Source organism: Nonomuraea ferruginea, from assembly GCF_039540635.1.
Taxonomy (GTDB): Bacteria; Actinomycetota; Actinomycetes; order Streptosporangiales; family Streptosporangiaceae; genus Nonomuraea; species Nonomuraea ferruginea.
Genome location: NZ_BAABFD010000021.1, coordinates 30796 through 47278, shown reverse-complemented (window position 1 = coordinate 47278; position 16483 = coordinate 30796). Strand labels below are relative to the sequence as shown.

The 16483-nt window shown below is 71.9% G+C and carries 11 protein-coding genes; 6 read left to right on the top strand and 5 right to left on the bottom strand.

What is annotated here, in order from left to right:
- Positions 1-13: 13 nt before the first annotated feature.
- Positions 14-1321: a UDP-N-acetylglucosamine 1-carboxyvinyltransferase gene (gene murA, locus ABD999_RS33785; RefSeq protein WP_271279071.1), complete on the bottom strand. Its 1308-nt coding sequence runs from the start codon at positions 1319-1321 to the stop codon at positions 14-16.
- Between the two features lie 62 nt (positions 1322-1383).
- Between murA and ABD999_RS33780 the strand changes: the two genes are divergently transcribed.
- Entirely contained in the window at positions 1384-1917 is a 534-nt protein-coding gene (locus ABD999_RS33780) for a hypothetical protein (RefSeq protein ID WP_271279070.1), read from the top strand.
- A 5-nt stretch (positions 1918-1922) separates the two neighbouring features.
- Here the strand turns inward: ABD999_RS33780 and ABD999_RS33775 are convergent, their stop codons facing one another.
- Together ABD999_RS33775 and dnaE are read right to left on the bottom strand one after the other, a co-directional pair.
- Positions 1923-3293, bottom strand: a complete 1371-nt coding sequence (locus tag ABD999_RS33775) for an amidase (RefSeq protein ID WP_271279069.1) — start codon at positions 3291-3293, stop codon at positions 1923-1925.
- A gap of 94 nt (positions 3294-3387) precedes the next feature.
- The gene (gene dnaE, locus ABD999_RS33770; RefSeq protein WP_271279068.1) at positions 3388-6915 is read right to left on the bottom strand and encodes a DNA polymerase III subunit alpha; all 3528 of its coding nucleotides are present in this window, start codon (positions 6913-6915) and stop codon (positions 3388-3390) included.
- A gap of 158 nt (positions 6916-7073) precedes the next feature.
- Here dnaE and ABD999_RS33765 point away from each other — a divergent pair, with 158 nt between their 5' ends.
- The gene (locus ABD999_RS33765) at positions 7074-8462 is read left to right on the top strand and encodes an amino acid permease (RefSeq protein ID WP_222709019.1); all 1389 of its coding nucleotides are present in this window, start codon (positions 7074-7076) and stop codon (positions 8460-8462) included.
- Here ABD999_RS33765 and ABD999_RS33760 read toward each other — a convergent pair.
- Positions 8446-9342, bottom strand: a complete 897-nt coding sequence (locus ABD999_RS33760) for an oxidoreductase (protein ID WP_271279067.1) — start codon at positions 9340-9342, stop codon at positions 8446-8448. The two genes, ABD999_RS33765 and ABD999_RS33760, sit on opposite strands and share 17 nt — an antisense overlap.
- 220 nt (positions 9343-9562) lie before the next feature.
- Here ABD999_RS33760 and ABD999_RS33755 point away from each other — a divergent pair, with 220 nt between their 5' ends.
- Positions 9563-10591, top strand: coding sequence for an SGNH/GDSL hydrolase family protein (locus ABD999_RS33755; protein WP_187281250.1), 1029 nt, complete (start codon positions 9563-9565; stop codon positions 10589-10591).
- Positions 10592-10704: 113 nt separating this feature from the next.
- On the opposite strand, the gene ABD999_RS33750 is transcribed toward ABD999_RS33755, so the two are convergent.
- A complete protein-coding gene (locus tag ABD999_RS33750) occupies positions 10705-11523 on the bottom strand; it encodes a chorismate mutase (protein ID WP_148032655.1) in 819 nt (272 codons plus the stop codon).
- 289 nt (positions 11524-11812) lie between these two features.
- Here ABD999_RS33750 and ABD999_RS33745 point away from each other — a divergent pair, with 289 nt between their 5' ends.
- Genes ABD999_RS33745 through ABD999_RS33735 form a run of 3 tightly spaced genes read left to right on the top strand, consistent with a single transcriptional unit; the run spans position 11813 to position 16462 of the window.
- Positions 11813-13606 (top strand): serine/threonine-protein kinase, encoded by a 1794-nt coding sequence (locus ABD999_RS33745; protein WP_271279066.1) that lies wholly within the window; start codon positions 11813-11815, stop codon positions 13604-13606.
- A gap of 10 nt (positions 13607-13616) precedes the next feature.
- Positions 13617-15626 (top strand): serine/threonine-protein kinase, encoded by a 2010-nt coding sequence (locus ABD999_RS33740; protein WP_271279065.1) that lies wholly within the window; start codon positions 13617-13619, stop codon positions 15624-15626.
- Positions 15623-16462, top strand: coding sequence for an AraC family transcriptional regulator (locus ABD999_RS33735; protein ID WP_271279064.1), 840 nt, complete (start codon positions 15623-15625; stop codon positions 16460-16462). Before ABD999_RS33740 ends, ABD999_RS33735 begins: the two co-directional genes overlap by 4 nt.
- Positions 16463-16483 lie beyond the last annotated feature (21 nt).

Here is a 16483-nt window from a genome sequence, read left to right as displayed (position 1 = left end):
TCCTGTCTCTTTACTAACCTCTGCTGATGTTCAGACCAAGTGACTGGAACTGCTCGAACGGGTGGTGGTAGCCGCGCTCGATGTGGTGCACGCCGCGCAGCGTCGAGCGCCCGTCGGCCACGGCTGCGGCCAGCACCGCGGAGAACCCGGCCCGGATGTCGGGCAGCGTCACGTCGGCGCCCCGCAGCTGGGACACCCCGCGCACGACGGCCGAGTGGCGCGCGTTGGTGTCGTGGTAGCGGCAGGCGGGGCCGCCGAGGCACTGGTCGAACACCTCGATCTCGCAGCCCATGCTCTTCAGCGCCGGCACGTACACCAGACGGTTCTCGAACACCGTCTCGTGCAGCACCGACATCCCCTGGCTCTGCGTGAACAGCACCATGAGCGGCGTCTGCCAGTCGGTCATGAACCCCGGATGGGTGTCGGTCTGCACGGCCGCCGCCCGCAGCCCTTCCGGCGGCGCGGTGGCGCACAGGTACTCGTCGTTGATGTCGAACCGGGCGCCCATCCTGGCCAGCGTGGTGATCGCGGTGACCAGCCGGTCCTGCGGGCAGCCGTGCACGCGCACCTCGCCGCCGGTGATCAGTCCCGCCGCGAGGTACGAGAACGCCTCGATGCGGTCGCCGGCCAGCCAGGTCGAGGCGCCGCGCAGCCGCTCCACGCCCTCGATGACGATCCGGCGGTCCGGCGACAGCTCGATCATGGCGCCCATCCGCTGCAGGAACAGCGCCAGCTCCACCACCTCGGGCTCGGTGGCCGCGTTCTTCAGCACGGTCTTGCCCTCGGCCAGGACCGCGGACATGAGGATCGTCTCGGTCGCGCCCACGCTCGGGTACGGCAGCTCCAGGCGAGTGCCGTGCAGCCGTCCCGCCTTGGCGAACACGCCGGTGTCACCGACCTCCACCTCGGCGCCCATCGCGCGCAGCGCCTCCACGTGGAAGTTGATCGGCCGCCGCCCGATCGGGTCACCGCCGACCAGCGGCACGAACGCCTCCCCCGCCAGGTGCAGCAGCGGGCCCAGCATGAGGATCGGGATACGGTTCAGCCCGGTGAACGCGTCGGGCACCCGCGGCCTGATCTCTTGACCCCGCCCGATGCGGATCTCCGTCTTGCTGATCTCGACGTGGATGCCGAGCGCCTCCAGCATGGCGGCGGTGATGCCGACCTCGCCCACCTCGGGGGCGTTGTGGATGGTGCTCTCGCCGCCGCCGAGCATGGCGGCGACCATGTGCTTGGAGACCCCGTTCTTCGACCCGCGCACCACGACATCGCCGCGAAGCGGGCCAGAGGGTTCTATCACCCAGACCTTCTCTTCAATCACGAAGTGAGCCTAACCGGGAGATACCATCGATCTGGTCCTGCCGGCGATTGAAGGGGCGTGGCGTGACGAGGGAAGTACGCGCGTTCGCGATCACTGTCCTCGCACTCGCCGCCCTCGGGCTTCCCGCCGGCCTCCTGTGGTCCGCCCTGTCGCCGCGGCCCCCGTACCGGGTCTTCGACCAGGCGCCGGCGCTGGCGGACCCGTCCACGCAGGCGCTCATAGCGGCGGACGGCTGGTTCGCCACGATCACCGGCGGGCTGGGGCTGGCGTGCGGGGCGCTGGCCTGGTTCCTCAGCCGCCGCGTCCAGCTGCCGGTCCTCCTGGGGCTCTGCCTGGGCGGGGCCGCGGGCGCCCTGGCCGCCTGGTGGATCGGCACGACCGTCACCGTGGGCGTCGTCACCGTCGAGGCCTCGGCCTTCCCCGGGGTCACGTTCGTCCCCGGCCCGCTGGACCTGACGGCCAAGGGCGTCCTGGTGTCGTGGCCGATGCTCGCGGTGGGGCTCTTCGGGTTCCTGGAGGGCATGCACGGCTACCGCGAGTCCCCCCTCCGCAAGCCCCACCCGCCCACCGGGGACGGCGCTCCCCCGCCCGGCTGAGGCCGTCAGAGGGGCGGGTGGTGCGAGGCGTGGCCGGTGGCCTGTTCGAAGGCGCGGGCCACCCGCAGGACGCGGGCGTCGGCGAACGGACGGCCGATGATCTGGACCCCCACCGGCAGCCCCGACGGCGTGAACCCGGCGGGGACGGACGCGGCCGGGGCGTGCAGCACGCTGACCCAGTAGGCGGACCGCATCCACGCCAGGTAGTCGGGCAGCTCCACGCCGTCGATCGCGCGCACGTACGGCTCCTCCGCCGGGAACGGCGGCACCTGGCTGACCGGGGCGATGAGCACGTCGTAGGAGTCGAAGAAGTCCGCCATCCGCTGGTAGAGACGGCTGCGGGCGCGCTCGGCGCGGGCCAGGTCGGCGCCGGTGACCTCGCGCCCCCGCTCGACGTTCCACGCGGTGTTGGCCCCGAGCCCGTCGAGTTCGCCGTAGGCCAGCGCGTAGAACCACGCGCGGTAGGTGCGGAAGGCCACCTCGGCGTCCTCCAGGTCCAGCTCGACCTCCTCCACGCGGGCGCCGAGCCGCTCGAACACCGCGGGCGCGGTCGCGGTGACCGCCGCCGTCGCGGCGTCGACCGGCAGCCCGCCGAGGTCGGGGCTCCACGCCACGCGCAGCCCGGCCACCCCCTCCTCCGGCTCGGGCGCGTACGCCTCCTTGATCGCGTACGGCGAGCGCGGGTCGAACCCGGAGATGACCGACAGCATCAGGCTCAGGTCGTCGACGTTCCTGGCCATCGGCCCCTGCACCGAGAGCGTGTACCAGGCCGCGATCTCGGAGACCGCCGGCACCCGCCCCGGCGTGGGCCGCAGCCCGGCCACGTTGCAGAACGACGCGGGGTTGCGCAGCGACCCGCCCATGTCGGAGCCGTCGGCCAGGGGCACCATCCCGGTGGCCAGCGCCGCCGCCGCGCCGCCGCTGCTGCCGCCGGCGGACCTGGTCAGGTCGTACGGGTTGCGGGTGAGGCCGAACACGTCGTTGACGGTGTGGGAGCCGGTGCCGAACTCGGGCGTGTTCGTCTTGCCCACGGTGATCGCGCCCGCCGCCTTCAGCCGCCGCACCACCAGGTCGTCGCGCTCCGGCACGTGGCCGGCGAACAGCGGCGAGCCGTAGGTGGTCCGGATCCCCGCGGTGTCGGTGAGGTCCTTGTGCGCGACCGGGACGCCGTGCAGCGGGCCGACCGGCTCGACGGCGTCGGCGGCCTTGGCGGCGTCCATGGCCTGTTCGGCGACGAGGGTGACGACGGCGTTGACCCGGGGGTTGACCTGCTCGATGCGGTCGAGGTGGGCCTGGAGCACCTCGACCGCGCTCACCTGGCGGGTACGGATCAGATGGCTGAGCTCGGTGGCGCTCAGGTAGTGCAGTTCGCTCACCCCGTGATCCTCCCCCACCCGGGGGCGGCCCACGATGGCGAGGTCTGCCCAGGCAGCGGCCCCGGCCTGGTCGAACTCCGCCACCGGGGACGGGTCAGGCCCCCAGGCAGGCCGGGCCGAGCAGCTGCTTCAGATCGCCCATCAGCGCCGGTGACGGCGCCACCCGCAGCCGGTCGTCGACCCGCAGGACGGTCGTCTTGGGGCCGTTGTGGACCTGGAGGTGGACCTCGGAGGTGCCGGGGTGGGTGGTCAGGATCTCCTTGAGCCTGCTCACCACGGGGGCGGTGCAGCGGTTGAGCGGCAGGCTCACCAGCAGCGGCCCGCCGGCCTCCTGGGTGAGGTCGGGCGCCGTCACCTCCATCGCGATGATCTTGCCGATGTCCTCGCGCTTGTCGATGCGGCCCTTGACGAACACGATCGCATCCTCGGCCAGGATCGTCGAGCAGAGCTGGTAGGCCGACGGGAAGATCATCACCTCGATGGCGCCCTCCAGGTCCTCAAGCTGGGTGAGCACCCACGTGTCGCCCTTCTTGGTGACCTTGCGCTGCACGCCCGACAGGATGCCGCCGACGGTGACCACCTGGCCGTCGGGACGGCTGTCGTCCTGCAGCGCCGCGATCGAGCAGTCGGCCCCGGCGGCGAGGATGTGCTCGACGCCGAACAGCGGGTGGTCGGACACGTACAGGCCGAGCATCTCCCGCTCGAACTGCAGCAGCGTGGTCTTGTCCCACTCGCCCACCGGGATCTGCACGTCGAAGGTCTGGTCCTCGCCGCCCTCGATCGCGCCGAACAGCGAGTCCTGGCCGATGGCCTCGTTCTTCTTGATGTCGATGATCGCGTCGACGGCCTGCTCGTGCACCATGACCAGGCCCTTGCGGACATGGCCGAGCGAGTCGAACGCGCCGGCCTTGATCAGCGACTCGATGACGCGCTTGTTGCAGACGAGCGCCGGCACCTTGCGCAGGAAGTCCTTGAAGTCGGCGAAGCGGCCCTTCTCCTTGCGCGCGTTGATGATGCCGTCGACGACGTTGGCGCCCACGTTGCGGATCGCCGACAGGCCGAAGCGGATGTCGGTGCCGCGCGGGGTGAAGTCGAAGTCGGAGTCGTTGACGTCCGGCGGGAACACCTTGATGCCCATCCGGCGGCACTCGTTGAGGTAGAGGGCCGACTTGTCCTTGTCGTCCTTGACCGACGACAGCAGCGCGGCCATGTAGGCGGCGGGGTGGTTGGCCTTGAGGTAGGCCGTCCAGTAGGACACCAGGCCGTAGCCGGCGGTGTGGGCCTTGTTGAAGGCGTAGTCGGAGAACGGCAGCAGGATGTCCCACAGCGCCTTGATGGCGGCGGCGGAGAAGCCGTTGTCCTTCATGCCCTGCTCGAAGGTCACGAACTGCTTGTCGAGCTCGGACTTCTTCTTCTTGCCCATCGCGCGCCGCAGCAGGTCGGCGCCGCCCAGCGAGTAGTTGGCGACCTTCTGCGCGATGGCCATGACCTGCTCCTGATAGACGATCAGGCCGTGGGTCGTGGACAGGATCTCCTTGAGCGGCTCTTCGAGCTCAGGATGGATCGGCGTGATCTCCTGCTGGCCGTTCTTGCGCAGGGCGTAGTTGGTGTGGGAGTTGGCGCCCATCGGGCCGGGGCGGTAGAGCGCGAGGGCGGCGGAGATGTCTTCGAAGTTGTCGGGGCGCATGAGCCGCAGCAGCGAGCGCATGCCGCCGCCGTCGAGCTGGAAGATGCCCAGCGTGTCACCGCGGGCCAGCAGCTCGTAGGCCTTGCGGTTGTCGAGCGGCAGCGCCAGCAGGTCGATCTGCTCGCCGGTGGTGGCCTCGATCATCTTCAGGCAGTCGTCGATGATCGTGAGGTTGCGCAGGCCCAGGAAGTCCATCTTCAGCAGGCCGAGCGTCTCGCAGGTCGGGTAGTCGAACTGCGTGATGATCACACCGTCGGAGTCGCGGCGCATGATCGGGATGTGGTCGGTCAGCACCTCGGCGGACATGATCACACCGGCGGCGTGCACGCCGGTCTGCCTGATCAGGCCCTCCAGGCCCTTGCCGAGGTCGATCGTCGCCTTGACGTCGACGTCCTCCTCGTAGAGCCTGCGCAGCTCGCCCGCCTCGGCGTAGCGGGGGTGGTCGCTGTCGAAGATGCCCGACAGCGGGATGTCCTTGCCCATCACGGCGGGCGGGAACGCCTTGGAGACCTTGTCGCCGAGGGCGTACGGATAGCCCAGGACGCGGCCGGCGTCCTTGATGGCGGCCTTGGCCTTGATGGTGCCGAACGTGGCGATCATCGCGACCTTGTCGGCGCCCCACTTCTCCGTGACGTAGCGGATCACGTCGCCGCGCCTGCGCTCGTCGAAGTCGATGTCGACGTCGGGCATGGAGACGCGCTCGGGGTTGAGGAACCGCTCGAAGATCAGGCCGTGCGGGATCGGGTCGAGGTCGGTGATGCCGAGCGCGTACGCCACCAGGGAGCCGGCCGCGGAGCCACGGCCGGGACCGACGCGGATGCCGTTGTTCTTCGCCCACATGATGAAGTCGGCGACCACGAGGAAGTAGCTCGGGAAGCCCATCTGGACGATGACCCGCAGCTCGTTCTCGACCCAGGCGCGGTGCTCCTCGTCGACGCCCTCGGGGAAGCGGCGCTCAAGCCCTCTCCAGACCTCCTGGCGGAAGAACTCCTCCTCGGTCAGGCCGTCGGGCACGGGGAAGGTCGGCATGAGGTTCTTGTGCTCGAAGAACCCGGCGGGGTCGACCTTCTCGGCCACCAGCAGCGTGTTGCGGCAGCCCTCGGCCCACAGGTCGGAGGAGTCGACGGCGCGCATCTCGTCGGCGGTCTTGATGTAGTAGCCGCTGCCGTCGAACCGGAACCGGTCGGGGTCGGACAGCTGCTTGCCGGTCTGGATGCAGAGCAGGGCGTCGTGGGAGGAGGCGTCGGACTCGTAGGTGTAGTGGGAGTCGTTGGTGACCAGCGGCGGGATGCCCAGCTCCTTGCTGATGCGGGTCAGCCCGTCGCGGACGCGGCGCTCGATGTCGAGGCCGTGGTCCATGACCTCCAGGAAGAAGTTGTCCTTGCCGAAGATGTCCTGGAACTTGGCGGCGGCCTTGACCGCCTCGTCGTACTGGCCGAGCCTGAGCCTGGTCTGCACCTCGCCGGAGGGGCAGCCGGTGGTGGCCATCAGCCCGTCGGCGTGCTCGGCGAGGATCTCGGAGTCCATTCGCGCCCACTTGCGGACGAAACCCTCGGTGTAGGCGCGCGAGGACAGCCGCATCAGGTTGTGCAGGCCGGTCTTGTTGCGCGCCCAGATCGTCATGTGGGTGTAGTAGCCGCCCGCGGAGACGTCGTCCTTCTTCTGGTGCGGCTCGCCCCACAGCACCGGCTTCTTGTTGAAGCGCGAGGCGGGGGCGACGTAGGCCTCGATGCCGATGATCGGCTTGACGCCCGCGCCGGTCGCCTGCCGGTAGAAGTCGTAGGCGCCGTGCATGTTGCCGTGGTCGGTGATCGCGATCGCCGGCATGCCCAGCTCGCCGACCTGCTTGAACATCTGCTTGAGCCGCGCGGCCCCGTCGAGCATGGAGTATTCGGTGTGCACGTGCAGATGGACGAACGAGTCGCTGGACGACATGGAGCGGCGCCTCCCGGTCTGAACGTGTGGTGTGCGCTCCGACTCTAGTGGTCCGCACCGACACTCCGGGGCGTGGCAGGGGACGGCGTGCCGGATCCCTCTCCCTCGATCAGCGCCTATACCCTCTCCGTGACGGAAAGTCACGAAGGAGACACTCAGTGCACACGGAGTCCGACGAGGGATACCGGCCCGCCCTGGGCAACCGCCAGGTGCAGATGATCGCCATCGGCGGCGCGATCGGCGTGGGGCTGTTCCTGGGCGCCGGCGGGCGGCTGGCCGCCGCGGGGCCGGCCCTGGTGCTGTCGTTCGCGGCCGCGGGGGTGGCGGCGTTCTTCGTCATGCGGGCGCTCGGGGAGCTGGCGCTCTACCGGCCCGCCTCGGGCTCCTTCGTGGTGTACGCGCACGAGTTCATCGGGCCGTGGGCCGCCTTCGCCAGCGGGTGGATGTACTGGTTCAACTGGGCGTTCACCGGCGTCGCCGAGCTGGTCGCGATCGCCACCTACGTCCACTACTGGGCGCCGGCGTTCCCGCAGTGGCTGACGGCGCTGCTCGCGCTGGCCTTCGTGCTCGTGGTGAACCTCCTGTCGGTGAAGCTCTTCGGTGAGCTGGAGTTCTGGTTCGCGCTGCTGAAGGTGCTGGCCATCGTCACGTTCCTGGTGGTCGGGCTGGTGCTGGTGGTGTTCACCGTCGGCCAGGCGACGCCGGCGAACGCGGTGGCCCACGGCGGGTTCTTCCCGACCGGGTTCCCGCTGGTGCTGATGAGCCTGCAGTCGGTGGTGTTCGCGTACGCGTCGATCGAGCTGGTCGGCATCGCCGCGGGCGAGACGGCCCGGCCCGAGAAGGTGATGCCGAAGGCGGTCAACGGCGTGGTGTGGCGGATCGCGCTGTTCTACGTGGGCTCGGTGCTGCTGCTGTCGATGGTGCTGCCGTGGACCGCCTACGAGGCCGGCACGTCCCCGTTCGTCACGGTGTTCGCCGGTCTGGGCGTGCCGTGGGCGGCCGACGCCATGAACCTCATCGTGATCACCGCCGCGCTCTCGTCGTGCAACTCCGGCCTGTACGCGACGGGCCGCATCGTCCGGTCGATGGGACTCAAGGGCGAGGCGCCCGGCTTCACCGCCGCGCTCAGCCGGCGCCGCATCCCGATCGGCGGGGTGCTGTTCACCGCGTCGATGTTCCTGGCGGGCATCGCCCTGTTCTCCTTCGTGCCGGAGCGCGCCTTCAACATCGCCACCGCGTGCGCCTCGCTGGGCGTGGTCACCACCTGGGGCACGCTGGTCTACTGCCAGCTCCGCCTGCGGCGCACCGGGCACCGCTCCGCCTTCCCGATGCCCGGCACCCCCTACACCAACTGGCTCACCCTGGCCTTCCTCGCCCTGGTGGTCTTCCTGATGCCGTTCGCCGACCAGGACCAGCGGGTCGCCTTCTACCTGCTCCCGGTCGTCGCCGCCGGCATCGCAGCCGGGTGGTTCCTGCTCCGCCTCCGCAGGAAGCGCCTCGCGGCCGCGGCCGATCCGGCCTCCCCCGCGGTCAGTCCAGCCGAGTGACACCGGCCAGGCGTGCCAGGTCCTCGCCGGACAGCCGCAGCGCCCCCGCCGCCACGTTCTCGGCGAGGTGGTCCGGGTTCCCGGTGCCGGGGATGGCCAGCACGTGCGGCCCCTGCGCCAGCGTCCAGGCCAGCCGGACCTGCGCGGGCGTCGCACCGTGGGCGCTCGCGACGGCCCGCACGGACTCCTGCTCCCCGGCGACCGCTCCCCGCTCGCGCCCCGCGCCGGCGATCGCGAAGAACGGCACGTACGCGATGCCCTGCTCGCCGCAGGCCCGCAGGAACTGCTGCTCGGCGGCCGGCGCCCCCACGGTGTAGGCGTTCTGCACGCAGACCACCGGCGCGATGGCCACGGCCTCCGCCAGCTGGGCCGGTGTGGCGTTGGACAGGCCCAGATGGCGTACGAGCCCGGCGTCGCGGAGCTCGGCCAGCGCGCCGAAGTGCTCGGCGATCGAGCCGGTCGCGCGGCTCCGCGGGATGCGCAGGTTCACCACGTCCATGTGGTCCCGGCCGAGCTGGCGCAGGTTCTCCTCCACCTGGCCGCGCAGCTGTCCGGGCGTGGCCCAGATCCACTCGCCCGACGGGTCCCTGCCCGCCCAGACCTTGGTGGCGATGACCAGGCCCTCCGGGTAAGGAGACAGCGCCCGGTTGATCAGCTCGTTGGCGGACCGCGTCGAGGAGAAGTAGAACGCGGCGGTGTCGATGTGGTCGACCCCGAGGTCGATCGCGCGGCGCAGCACGGCGATCGGACGGTCGCGATCGCTCGGCGCGCCGAGGCCGAAGTCGGCGCCGCCCGTGAGCCGCATCGCGCCGAAGCCGATGCGGTTGACGGTCAGGTCGCCGAGCTTCCAGGTGCCGGCGGCGGGGGTCTGCGTGGTCATGCGGGGCCTCACGTCGTCGAAAGGGGATCCGGACATGAAAAAAGCCTCCCCGGCGGACGTGGTCCGCGCCGGGAAGGCTCAGGCGATCACCGGAATCTTAGCAGTCCGGGCGGCCGAAGATCACCGCGGGGCCGGAACGTACGCAAAACGACCGTGACCGTAAGCCGTCCCCTGATCTACCCTCGAAGGCGGAGTCTCGGGGGAGGTCGCGCTGACTGGGGTGAGGAAGGCGGCGGGCGTCGTCGCGGCGGTGCTGCTCGGCGTGGCGCTGGCCGTCGCGGGGCTGCCGGCGGGTGTCTACACGGGGCTCGCGTGCGCGCTGCTGGACGCCGGCTGTCCGGCGACCGGGGAGCCGGCGGGCCGGCTCCCGCAGGTGACCAGGCTGACCGCCGCCGAGGTCGCGCTCGGCGGGGCCTACGTGGCGCTGGGCGACTCGTACTCGTCCGGCGAGGGCGTCTACCGGCGCGGAGAGGCGCCGTTGGACGGCGGCGCCGACCGTTGCCACCGCGCCGGCGGCTCGTACGTGCCGCTCGTGGCGGGCGCCCACGCGTTCGGCGGCGAGACGGGGTTCTGGGCGTGCAGCGGCGCGACCACCGGCAACCTGCTGCGGGGCCAGCACGGCCAGCAGCCGCAGATCGAGCGCGTCGGCGCCGGCACGAGCCTGGTGACGCTGAGCATCGGCGGCAACGACGCGGGGTTCGCGCCGGTGCTCACCGAGTGCATCGTCAAGTTCCCGTGGTCGTCGGCCTGCGTCGACCAGGACGCCGAGGTGCGGCGCCGGATCGGGGAGCTTCGCGGCAGCATGCGGGCCGTGCTGGCCGAGATCAGGACGCGCGCGCCCGAGGCGAGGGTGGTGCTGCTGGGCTACCCGCGGCCGTTCCCCGCCTCGCCGCCGGGGCGGATCGACAACCTCGGCGTCGCCGACCAGCGCTGGCTCAACTCGATGACCGAGCGGCTGAACGGCGTCGTGCGCGAGGTGGCCGGCGAGTTCGACCGGGCGATCGTCGCCTTCGGCGGGCCCGGCAGCGTCGAGTACGTGGACGCGTACGAGGCGTTCGACGGCCACGAGGTGGGCCGGCCGCGCCCGTACCTCAACGGGGTGATCGTGGACATGGAGCAGCTCACCGTGGACCCGCGCAGCTTCCACCCGACGGCCGACGGCTACCGCCGCTTCGCCGAACTCATCAACGCCCAGATCACGACCGGCCCCGGCCGCCCGCTGAACAACTTCCACCTCACCACCCCCTGAGGGAAGACCCTCCCGGCATCGCCCACCGGAGGTCCTCCCCTCCTGGCGCTCGGCGGCCGGGGTCTCCCCGGGAGCGTCGCGGACCGTCTGCGGGGAGCGGGCCGGGCGGCTGCTCATCCGGCCGCGCGTTCCTCCGCGAGGTGCAGCCCGGCCTCGATGACCGCGTTCATGACGGGAGCCAGCCTGGCCTCGCCCAGGCTGGGGGCGCGTTCGGCCATCCGGGCCACCAGGGCGCGCTCGCGGCCGGGGTCGCGGCCCGCGAAGCCGCCGACCGGCTTGAGCCGCTGGACGCGGCCCGCGAGGGCGGCGCGGCGCTCCAGGAGGGTGGCCAGGGCGGCGTCCACGCGGTCGATCGCCTGACGGCACTCGGCCAGCGTGGCCGGGTCCTCCGGCCGGAGCAGGGCGCCGACGAGGGCGGCCGCCTCCTCCGCCTCGTGCCGCCCGTCGGCGGACACGATCAGGCCGTCGGCGCCCGCCGCGACGGCGGCCGTCGACAGGCCGGGGTCGGCGGTGACGTCCGCCAGCACCGGGCGGCCCGACACGGCGCGCGCCTCGCGCAGCAGCCCCAGGTCGGCGTGCTCGCACAGGATCACCTGGACGCCGCCCTCCGCCTCGCAGTAGTCGGCCACGCCCAGCCACTCCTCCAGGGTGGCCGTGCGGCGGCGTTCCACCACCACCGGCAGCCCCAGCCCCGCCACCGCGCGCACCAGCGGGATGTCCCTGGTCCACGCGCCGCCGATGACCACGCCCTGCGCGCTGGCCGCGATGGCGGGCAGGTCGGCGGCGCTCGCGGGCTCGGCGAGCGTGACGGCGGCGGGCAGCACCGCGTCAGGCTCGCGCAGGCTCACCCGGTCACTGATCACCACGGCGGGCCCTTCGCCCACGGGATGGCCGCCCAGCGGGACCACGTGGCGTTCCAAGGTCGATGACATCTCGGCTCCCCACTCGGCCGGCTCACCGGGAGCCGGCAAAGAACGTGAAAAGGCAGAGACGAGGCGTCTCTGCCTTTGTTGCCGGCTCCAGGTGGTCGCTAGCTGACGACCGGCCCTCCCGGAGCCGGCTCGGTAAACACGTAGCGACGAGTCATGTTCGCACTTTACACGGCTCACTCCACCTAGTGGGACGGGCTTCTCGAATAGCGGACTGTCCTCGCGGCGAGTCGCCGTTGATCCCCGGCTATGGGAGTATTTCTTGGCCTAGAGGGAGGGTTTGAGGCCGTTGATGTCGGATCACAAGCCGGGCGGACGCCGCATCGCCGGTCGTTACCACCTGCAAGAACCCATTGGCAAGGGTGGCATGGGCATCGTGTGGCGAGCCCATGACGAACTGCTCGACCGCACCGTCGCGGTCAAGGAGGTCAGATACGCGGCCGCTCTGGGCGACGAGGTGCAACTGCTGAACCGGCGCACGATGCGTGAGGCGCGGGCCGCGGCCAGGTTCGAGCATCCCAACGTGATCGTCGTGCACGACGTGATCGAGGAGGACGGCCGGCCCTGGATCGTCATGCAGCTCGTGCAGTCACGGTCGCTCGGCGCCGTGATCAAGAACGACGGGCCGCTCCCTCCCAAGCGGGTGGCCGAGATCGGCCTGGCGGTGCTCGACGCGCTGCACCGCGCCCACGAGGCGGGGGTGCTCCACCGCGACGTCAAACCGGAGAACGTCCTGCTGGCCGACGACGGCCGCGTGGTGCTGACCGACTTCGGCATCGCCACGCTGGAGACCGAGACGCAGCTGACGGTGACCGGGCTGGCGGGCACGCCGGCGTTCATCGCCCCCGAGCGGCTGAAAGGGCTGCCCGCGCGGCGCGAGTCCGACCTGTGGGCGCTGGGCGCGACGCTCTACACCGCCGTCGAGGGCCGCTCGCCGCACGAACGCGGCAACGCCCTGGCCACCATGCACGCCGTGCTCACCGACGAGCCCGACCCGGCCACGCACGCCGGGCCGCTGGCGCCGGTGATCGACGGGCTGCTGGCCAAGGAGCCGGTGCAGCGGCTCATGTACGAGGAGACGGAGCGGCTGCTGCGGCAGACGATCGCCGCGTCGAGCGAGCCACCGGCCGTGCGGACGGCGAAGATGCCGAAGGTGCCGCCGGTCGAGGACGACATGCCGACCGACCCCAACCTGATGCCGGTGCCCCCGCCCCGTCCCGCTCCTCAGCCGGTGTCCAAGCCCGCGCCCCGGCCCGCCGTGGCGCCGCCGCCCGAGACCGGCGCGCGGATCACGCCGGCGACCGAGCACCCACCGACGCCGCCTTACGACGCCGAGTCCACGATGAACGCCGACTCGGCCGGCAGGCGCCAGGCGCTGCCCGTGATCGCGGCCGTGACGGCCGTGCTCCTGGTCGCGGGCGTCGGCGGCTACCTCGGCCTGCGGGCCACCCCGGAGGACCCGTCCGGCGGCCCCGGCCCCACGACGGCGGCCAGCACCGCCGCCACCTCCGAGCCGACCGGCGCGGCGACCACGGACGCGGCCGAGCCGTCGTCGAGCCCTTCCCCCACGGTCAGCGAGTCCCCGTCGGCCACGCCCTCCCCCACGCCCACCGAGGAGGAGACGGCACAGGCCGCCACCCTGCCCTCGGGCTGGAAGTGGTACAAGGACAAGCAGCTCGACTTCACCATAGGGCTGCCCAAGGGCTGGGACGTCTACAAGCGTGAGGGTTCCCAGGTGTTCTTCCGCGGCCCCGGCGCGGGCTCCAACGCGTTCGTGTCGGTCGACCGGGCCTCTAAGCCTGGCAGCGACCCGGTCAAGGACTGGCGGAAGCAGGAGAAGACGGCCAAGTACGGGTTCGGCGGCTACCAGCTGATCGACATCAAGGCGGTCGACTACCAGAAGGCCGCCGCCGACTGGGACTTCACCTGGAACACCAACACCGGCAAGACGAGGGTGCGCAACCGGGGATTCATCACCGACAACGGCCGTGGTTACGCCATCTACTGGCACAACCTCGCAAGTCGCTGGAAGAAGGACTACCACTTCTTCGAGACGTTCTGCGCGACCTTCAAACCCGACCAGTAGGCTGCCCCGCGTGGACAGGCAGGTCGGCAATCGCTACCGCCTCGTCGAGCCGCTCGGTGAGGGCGGCATGGGCGTGGTGTGGCGTGCCTACGACGAGCTGCTCGACCGTACGGTCGCGATCAAGGAGGTCCGCTACAGCGGGGTCGGCGAGCGGCAGCGGGCCGAGCTCAACCGCAGGACCATCCGCGAGGCCAGGGCCGCGGGCCGTCTGGACCACCCTTCGGTGGTGGTCATCCACGACGTCGTCGAGGAGGACGGGCGGCCGTGGATCGTCATGCAGCTCGTCCGTTCCCGCTCCCTGGCGGAGGCGATCCGCGCGGACGGGCCGCTGCCGGTGGCGCGGGCGGCGGCGATCGGCGCGCGGGTGCTCGACGCGCTCCGCGCCGCGCACGCCACCGGGGTGCTGCACCGCGACGTCAAGCCGGAGAACGTGCTGCTGGCCGACGACGGGCGGGTGGTGCTGACGGACTTCGGCATCGCCACCATGGAGTCCGAGGCGGGGCTGACGGCGACGGGCAGTCTCGTGGGCACGCCAGCGTACATGCCTCCCGAGCGGCTGAACGGCGAGCCCGCCAGGCCTGAGTCCGACCTGTGGTCGCTGGGGGCGACCCTGTACGCGGCGGTGGAGGGCGGGCCGCCGTTCCGGCGCGACTCGTGGGCGGCGACGGTGGCGGCGGTGCTCCGCGACGCGGTCGAGCCGCCCCGCCGGGCCGGGGCGCTGACACCGGTGATCATGGGCTGGCTCCAGCGGGACCCGGGCACCCGCCTGCCCGCCGGCCAGGCCGCCCAGCTCCTCGACGCCGCGTCCATGGACCGGCCCTTCCCCGGCCACGGACACCAGCCGCCCAGCCCGTACGGCGCATTCCACCAGCAACCGGCACCCCTCACCCCCGACAACCGATACGCAAGCCCACCGGCAGACCCCGCACCCCACGCCCCCGCAGCCCAACATGGCGCGGGCCCAGCGCCCCACCACGCCAGCACCCCGTACGGAACCTCGGGCCCTCACGACGTGGGCTCGGGACCCCACCACGCCGGCGCCTCGGGGCCCCACGGCGCGGGCCCAGCGCCTCATCACGCCGGCGTCCCGCACGGGCATTCGGGTCCGGGCGGAGGGGGTCCCGCCCTGCTCGACTCTCACGGAGGCTCTGGCTCGTACGGGACGCCACCGCAGGGGACGGGCCCGCAGAGGTCCCCGCATGGGACGGTGACCGGCGGTGGGCGGTCGGGCGGGAAGCGGTGGGTCGTGGTGGCGGCGGCCGTGGCCGCGCTCGTGGTGGTCGGCGGCGGAGGCGTGGTGCTCGTCAATCTGCTGGGGAGCGAACCGGGCATCGGTGCCGTCGGGCCGACGGAGAGCACCCACGGGCCGTCCGGAGAGCCTCCGCGCCAGCCGACCCGGGAACCTGGTGGGGACCCGACAGCGGGCGGTACAGGGGAGCCGACGGGCGAGCCCACCGGGAATGCGAGCGGCGAGCCGACCGGGAACACGACCGGAGAGCCCACCGGGAACGCGACCGGAGAGCCCACCGGGAACGCGACCGGCGAGCCCACCGGGAACCCGGTCCCCGCCGGTTGGCGGGCGTATCGGAACGCGGCCGGCGGGTTCTCGGTCGCCGTGCCGCGCGGCTGGCGCGCCGTCAAGAACCCGCAGCGCGACAGCGTCACCTTCAGCGGCCCCGGCACCCCCGGCGTGATGATCGTCGAATGGACCGTCCCCGAGGGCGACCACGCGACCCCGGCCGACCACTGGCGGGCGCTGGAGCGGGAGATCCTCCGCAAGGGCGAGTTCCCCGGCTACGAACGCGTCGCCATCCGCGCGATCGAGTACCAGGGCCGCCCCGCCGCCGACTGGGAGTTCACCCGCTCCCGCGACGGCACCGCGATCCACGTGATCAACCGCGGTTTCACCACCGCCGGCGGCCGCCCGTTCGCGCTCTACTGGGAGACCACCGGCGCCCGCTGGGAGCGCGACAGGCGCTTCTTCGAGACGTTCACCGCCACGTTCCGGCCGGCGCGATGAGCGGCCGGCCACAGGAGCGGGCCCGCTTCTGGCGTCATCCGACGGTGCCCGAGGTGGACCTGCTCAAGGCCCGCTACGTCACCCACCGCTTCTCCCGCCATGTGCACGAGGGGTACGCGATCGGGATCATCCTCGACGGCGTGGAGGAGTTCGAGTACCGGGGCGACCTGCACCGGGCCGCGGCGGGCGAGGTGGTCCTGGTGAACCCGGACTCGGTGCACACGGGCCAGGCCGGTGTGGACGGCGGGTGGGCGTACCGGATGCTCTATCCGTCGGTCGCGGCGGTCGGCGAGGTGGCGGCCGAGCTGGGCCTGCCGAAGGGCACTCCGTACTTCCCCGAGCAGGTGGTGCGCGACCCCGAGGTGGCGGCGCTGATGGCGCGCGCGCACCAGGCGACCGAGCGCGGCGACGACCTGGCGGCGTCCACGCTGACCCGCACGCTGTTCGGGCGGCTGCTCGCCCGGTACGCGGTGCCGCGCCCGGCGGTGACGCTGTCGCCCGAGGGGCGGCGGGCGGTGCGGCAGGCGATGGAGGTGCTGCACGAGCGGCTGACCGACCCGCCGGCGCTGGACGACCTGGCGCGGATGGTCGGCGCGCGGCCGTTCCCGCTGCTGCGGGCGTTCAAGGCGGCGACCGGGCTGCCGCCGCACGCCTACCTGAACTCGCTGCGGGTGCGGCAGGCCCGGCACCTGCTGCGCGCCGGCGTGCGGCCCGCGGACGTGGCCGCCGAGGTGGGCTTCACCGACCAGGCACACCTGAACCGTCACTTCAAACGCGTGGTAGGGGTACCACCGGCTGCCTATCAACGCACCGCAGGAACGTACAAGAAACGGTAGTGACCTGCGCATATCCTCATA

Coding starts and splice junctions, on each gene's coding strand:
- dnaE (WP_271279068.1), bottom strand. CDS start 6,915: ATGTCGTCCAGCGACTCGTTCGTCCATCTGCACGTGCACACCGAATAC.
- ABD999_RS33760 (WP_271279067.1), bottom strand. CDS start 9,342: ATGACCACGCAGACCCCCGCCGCCGGCACCTGGAAGCTCGGCGACCTG.
- ABD999_RS33750 (WP_148032655.1), bottom strand. CDS start 11,523: ATGTCATCGACCTTGGAACGCCACGTGGTCCCGCTGGGCGGCCATCCC.
- ABD999_RS33745 (WP_271279066.1), top strand. CDS start 11,813: ATGTCGGATCACAAGCCGGGCGGACGCCGCATCGCCGGTCGTTACCAC.
- ABD999_RS33735 (WP_271279064.1), top strand. CDS start 15,623: ATGAGCGGCCGGCCACAGGAGCGGGCCCGCTTCTGGCGTCATCCGACG.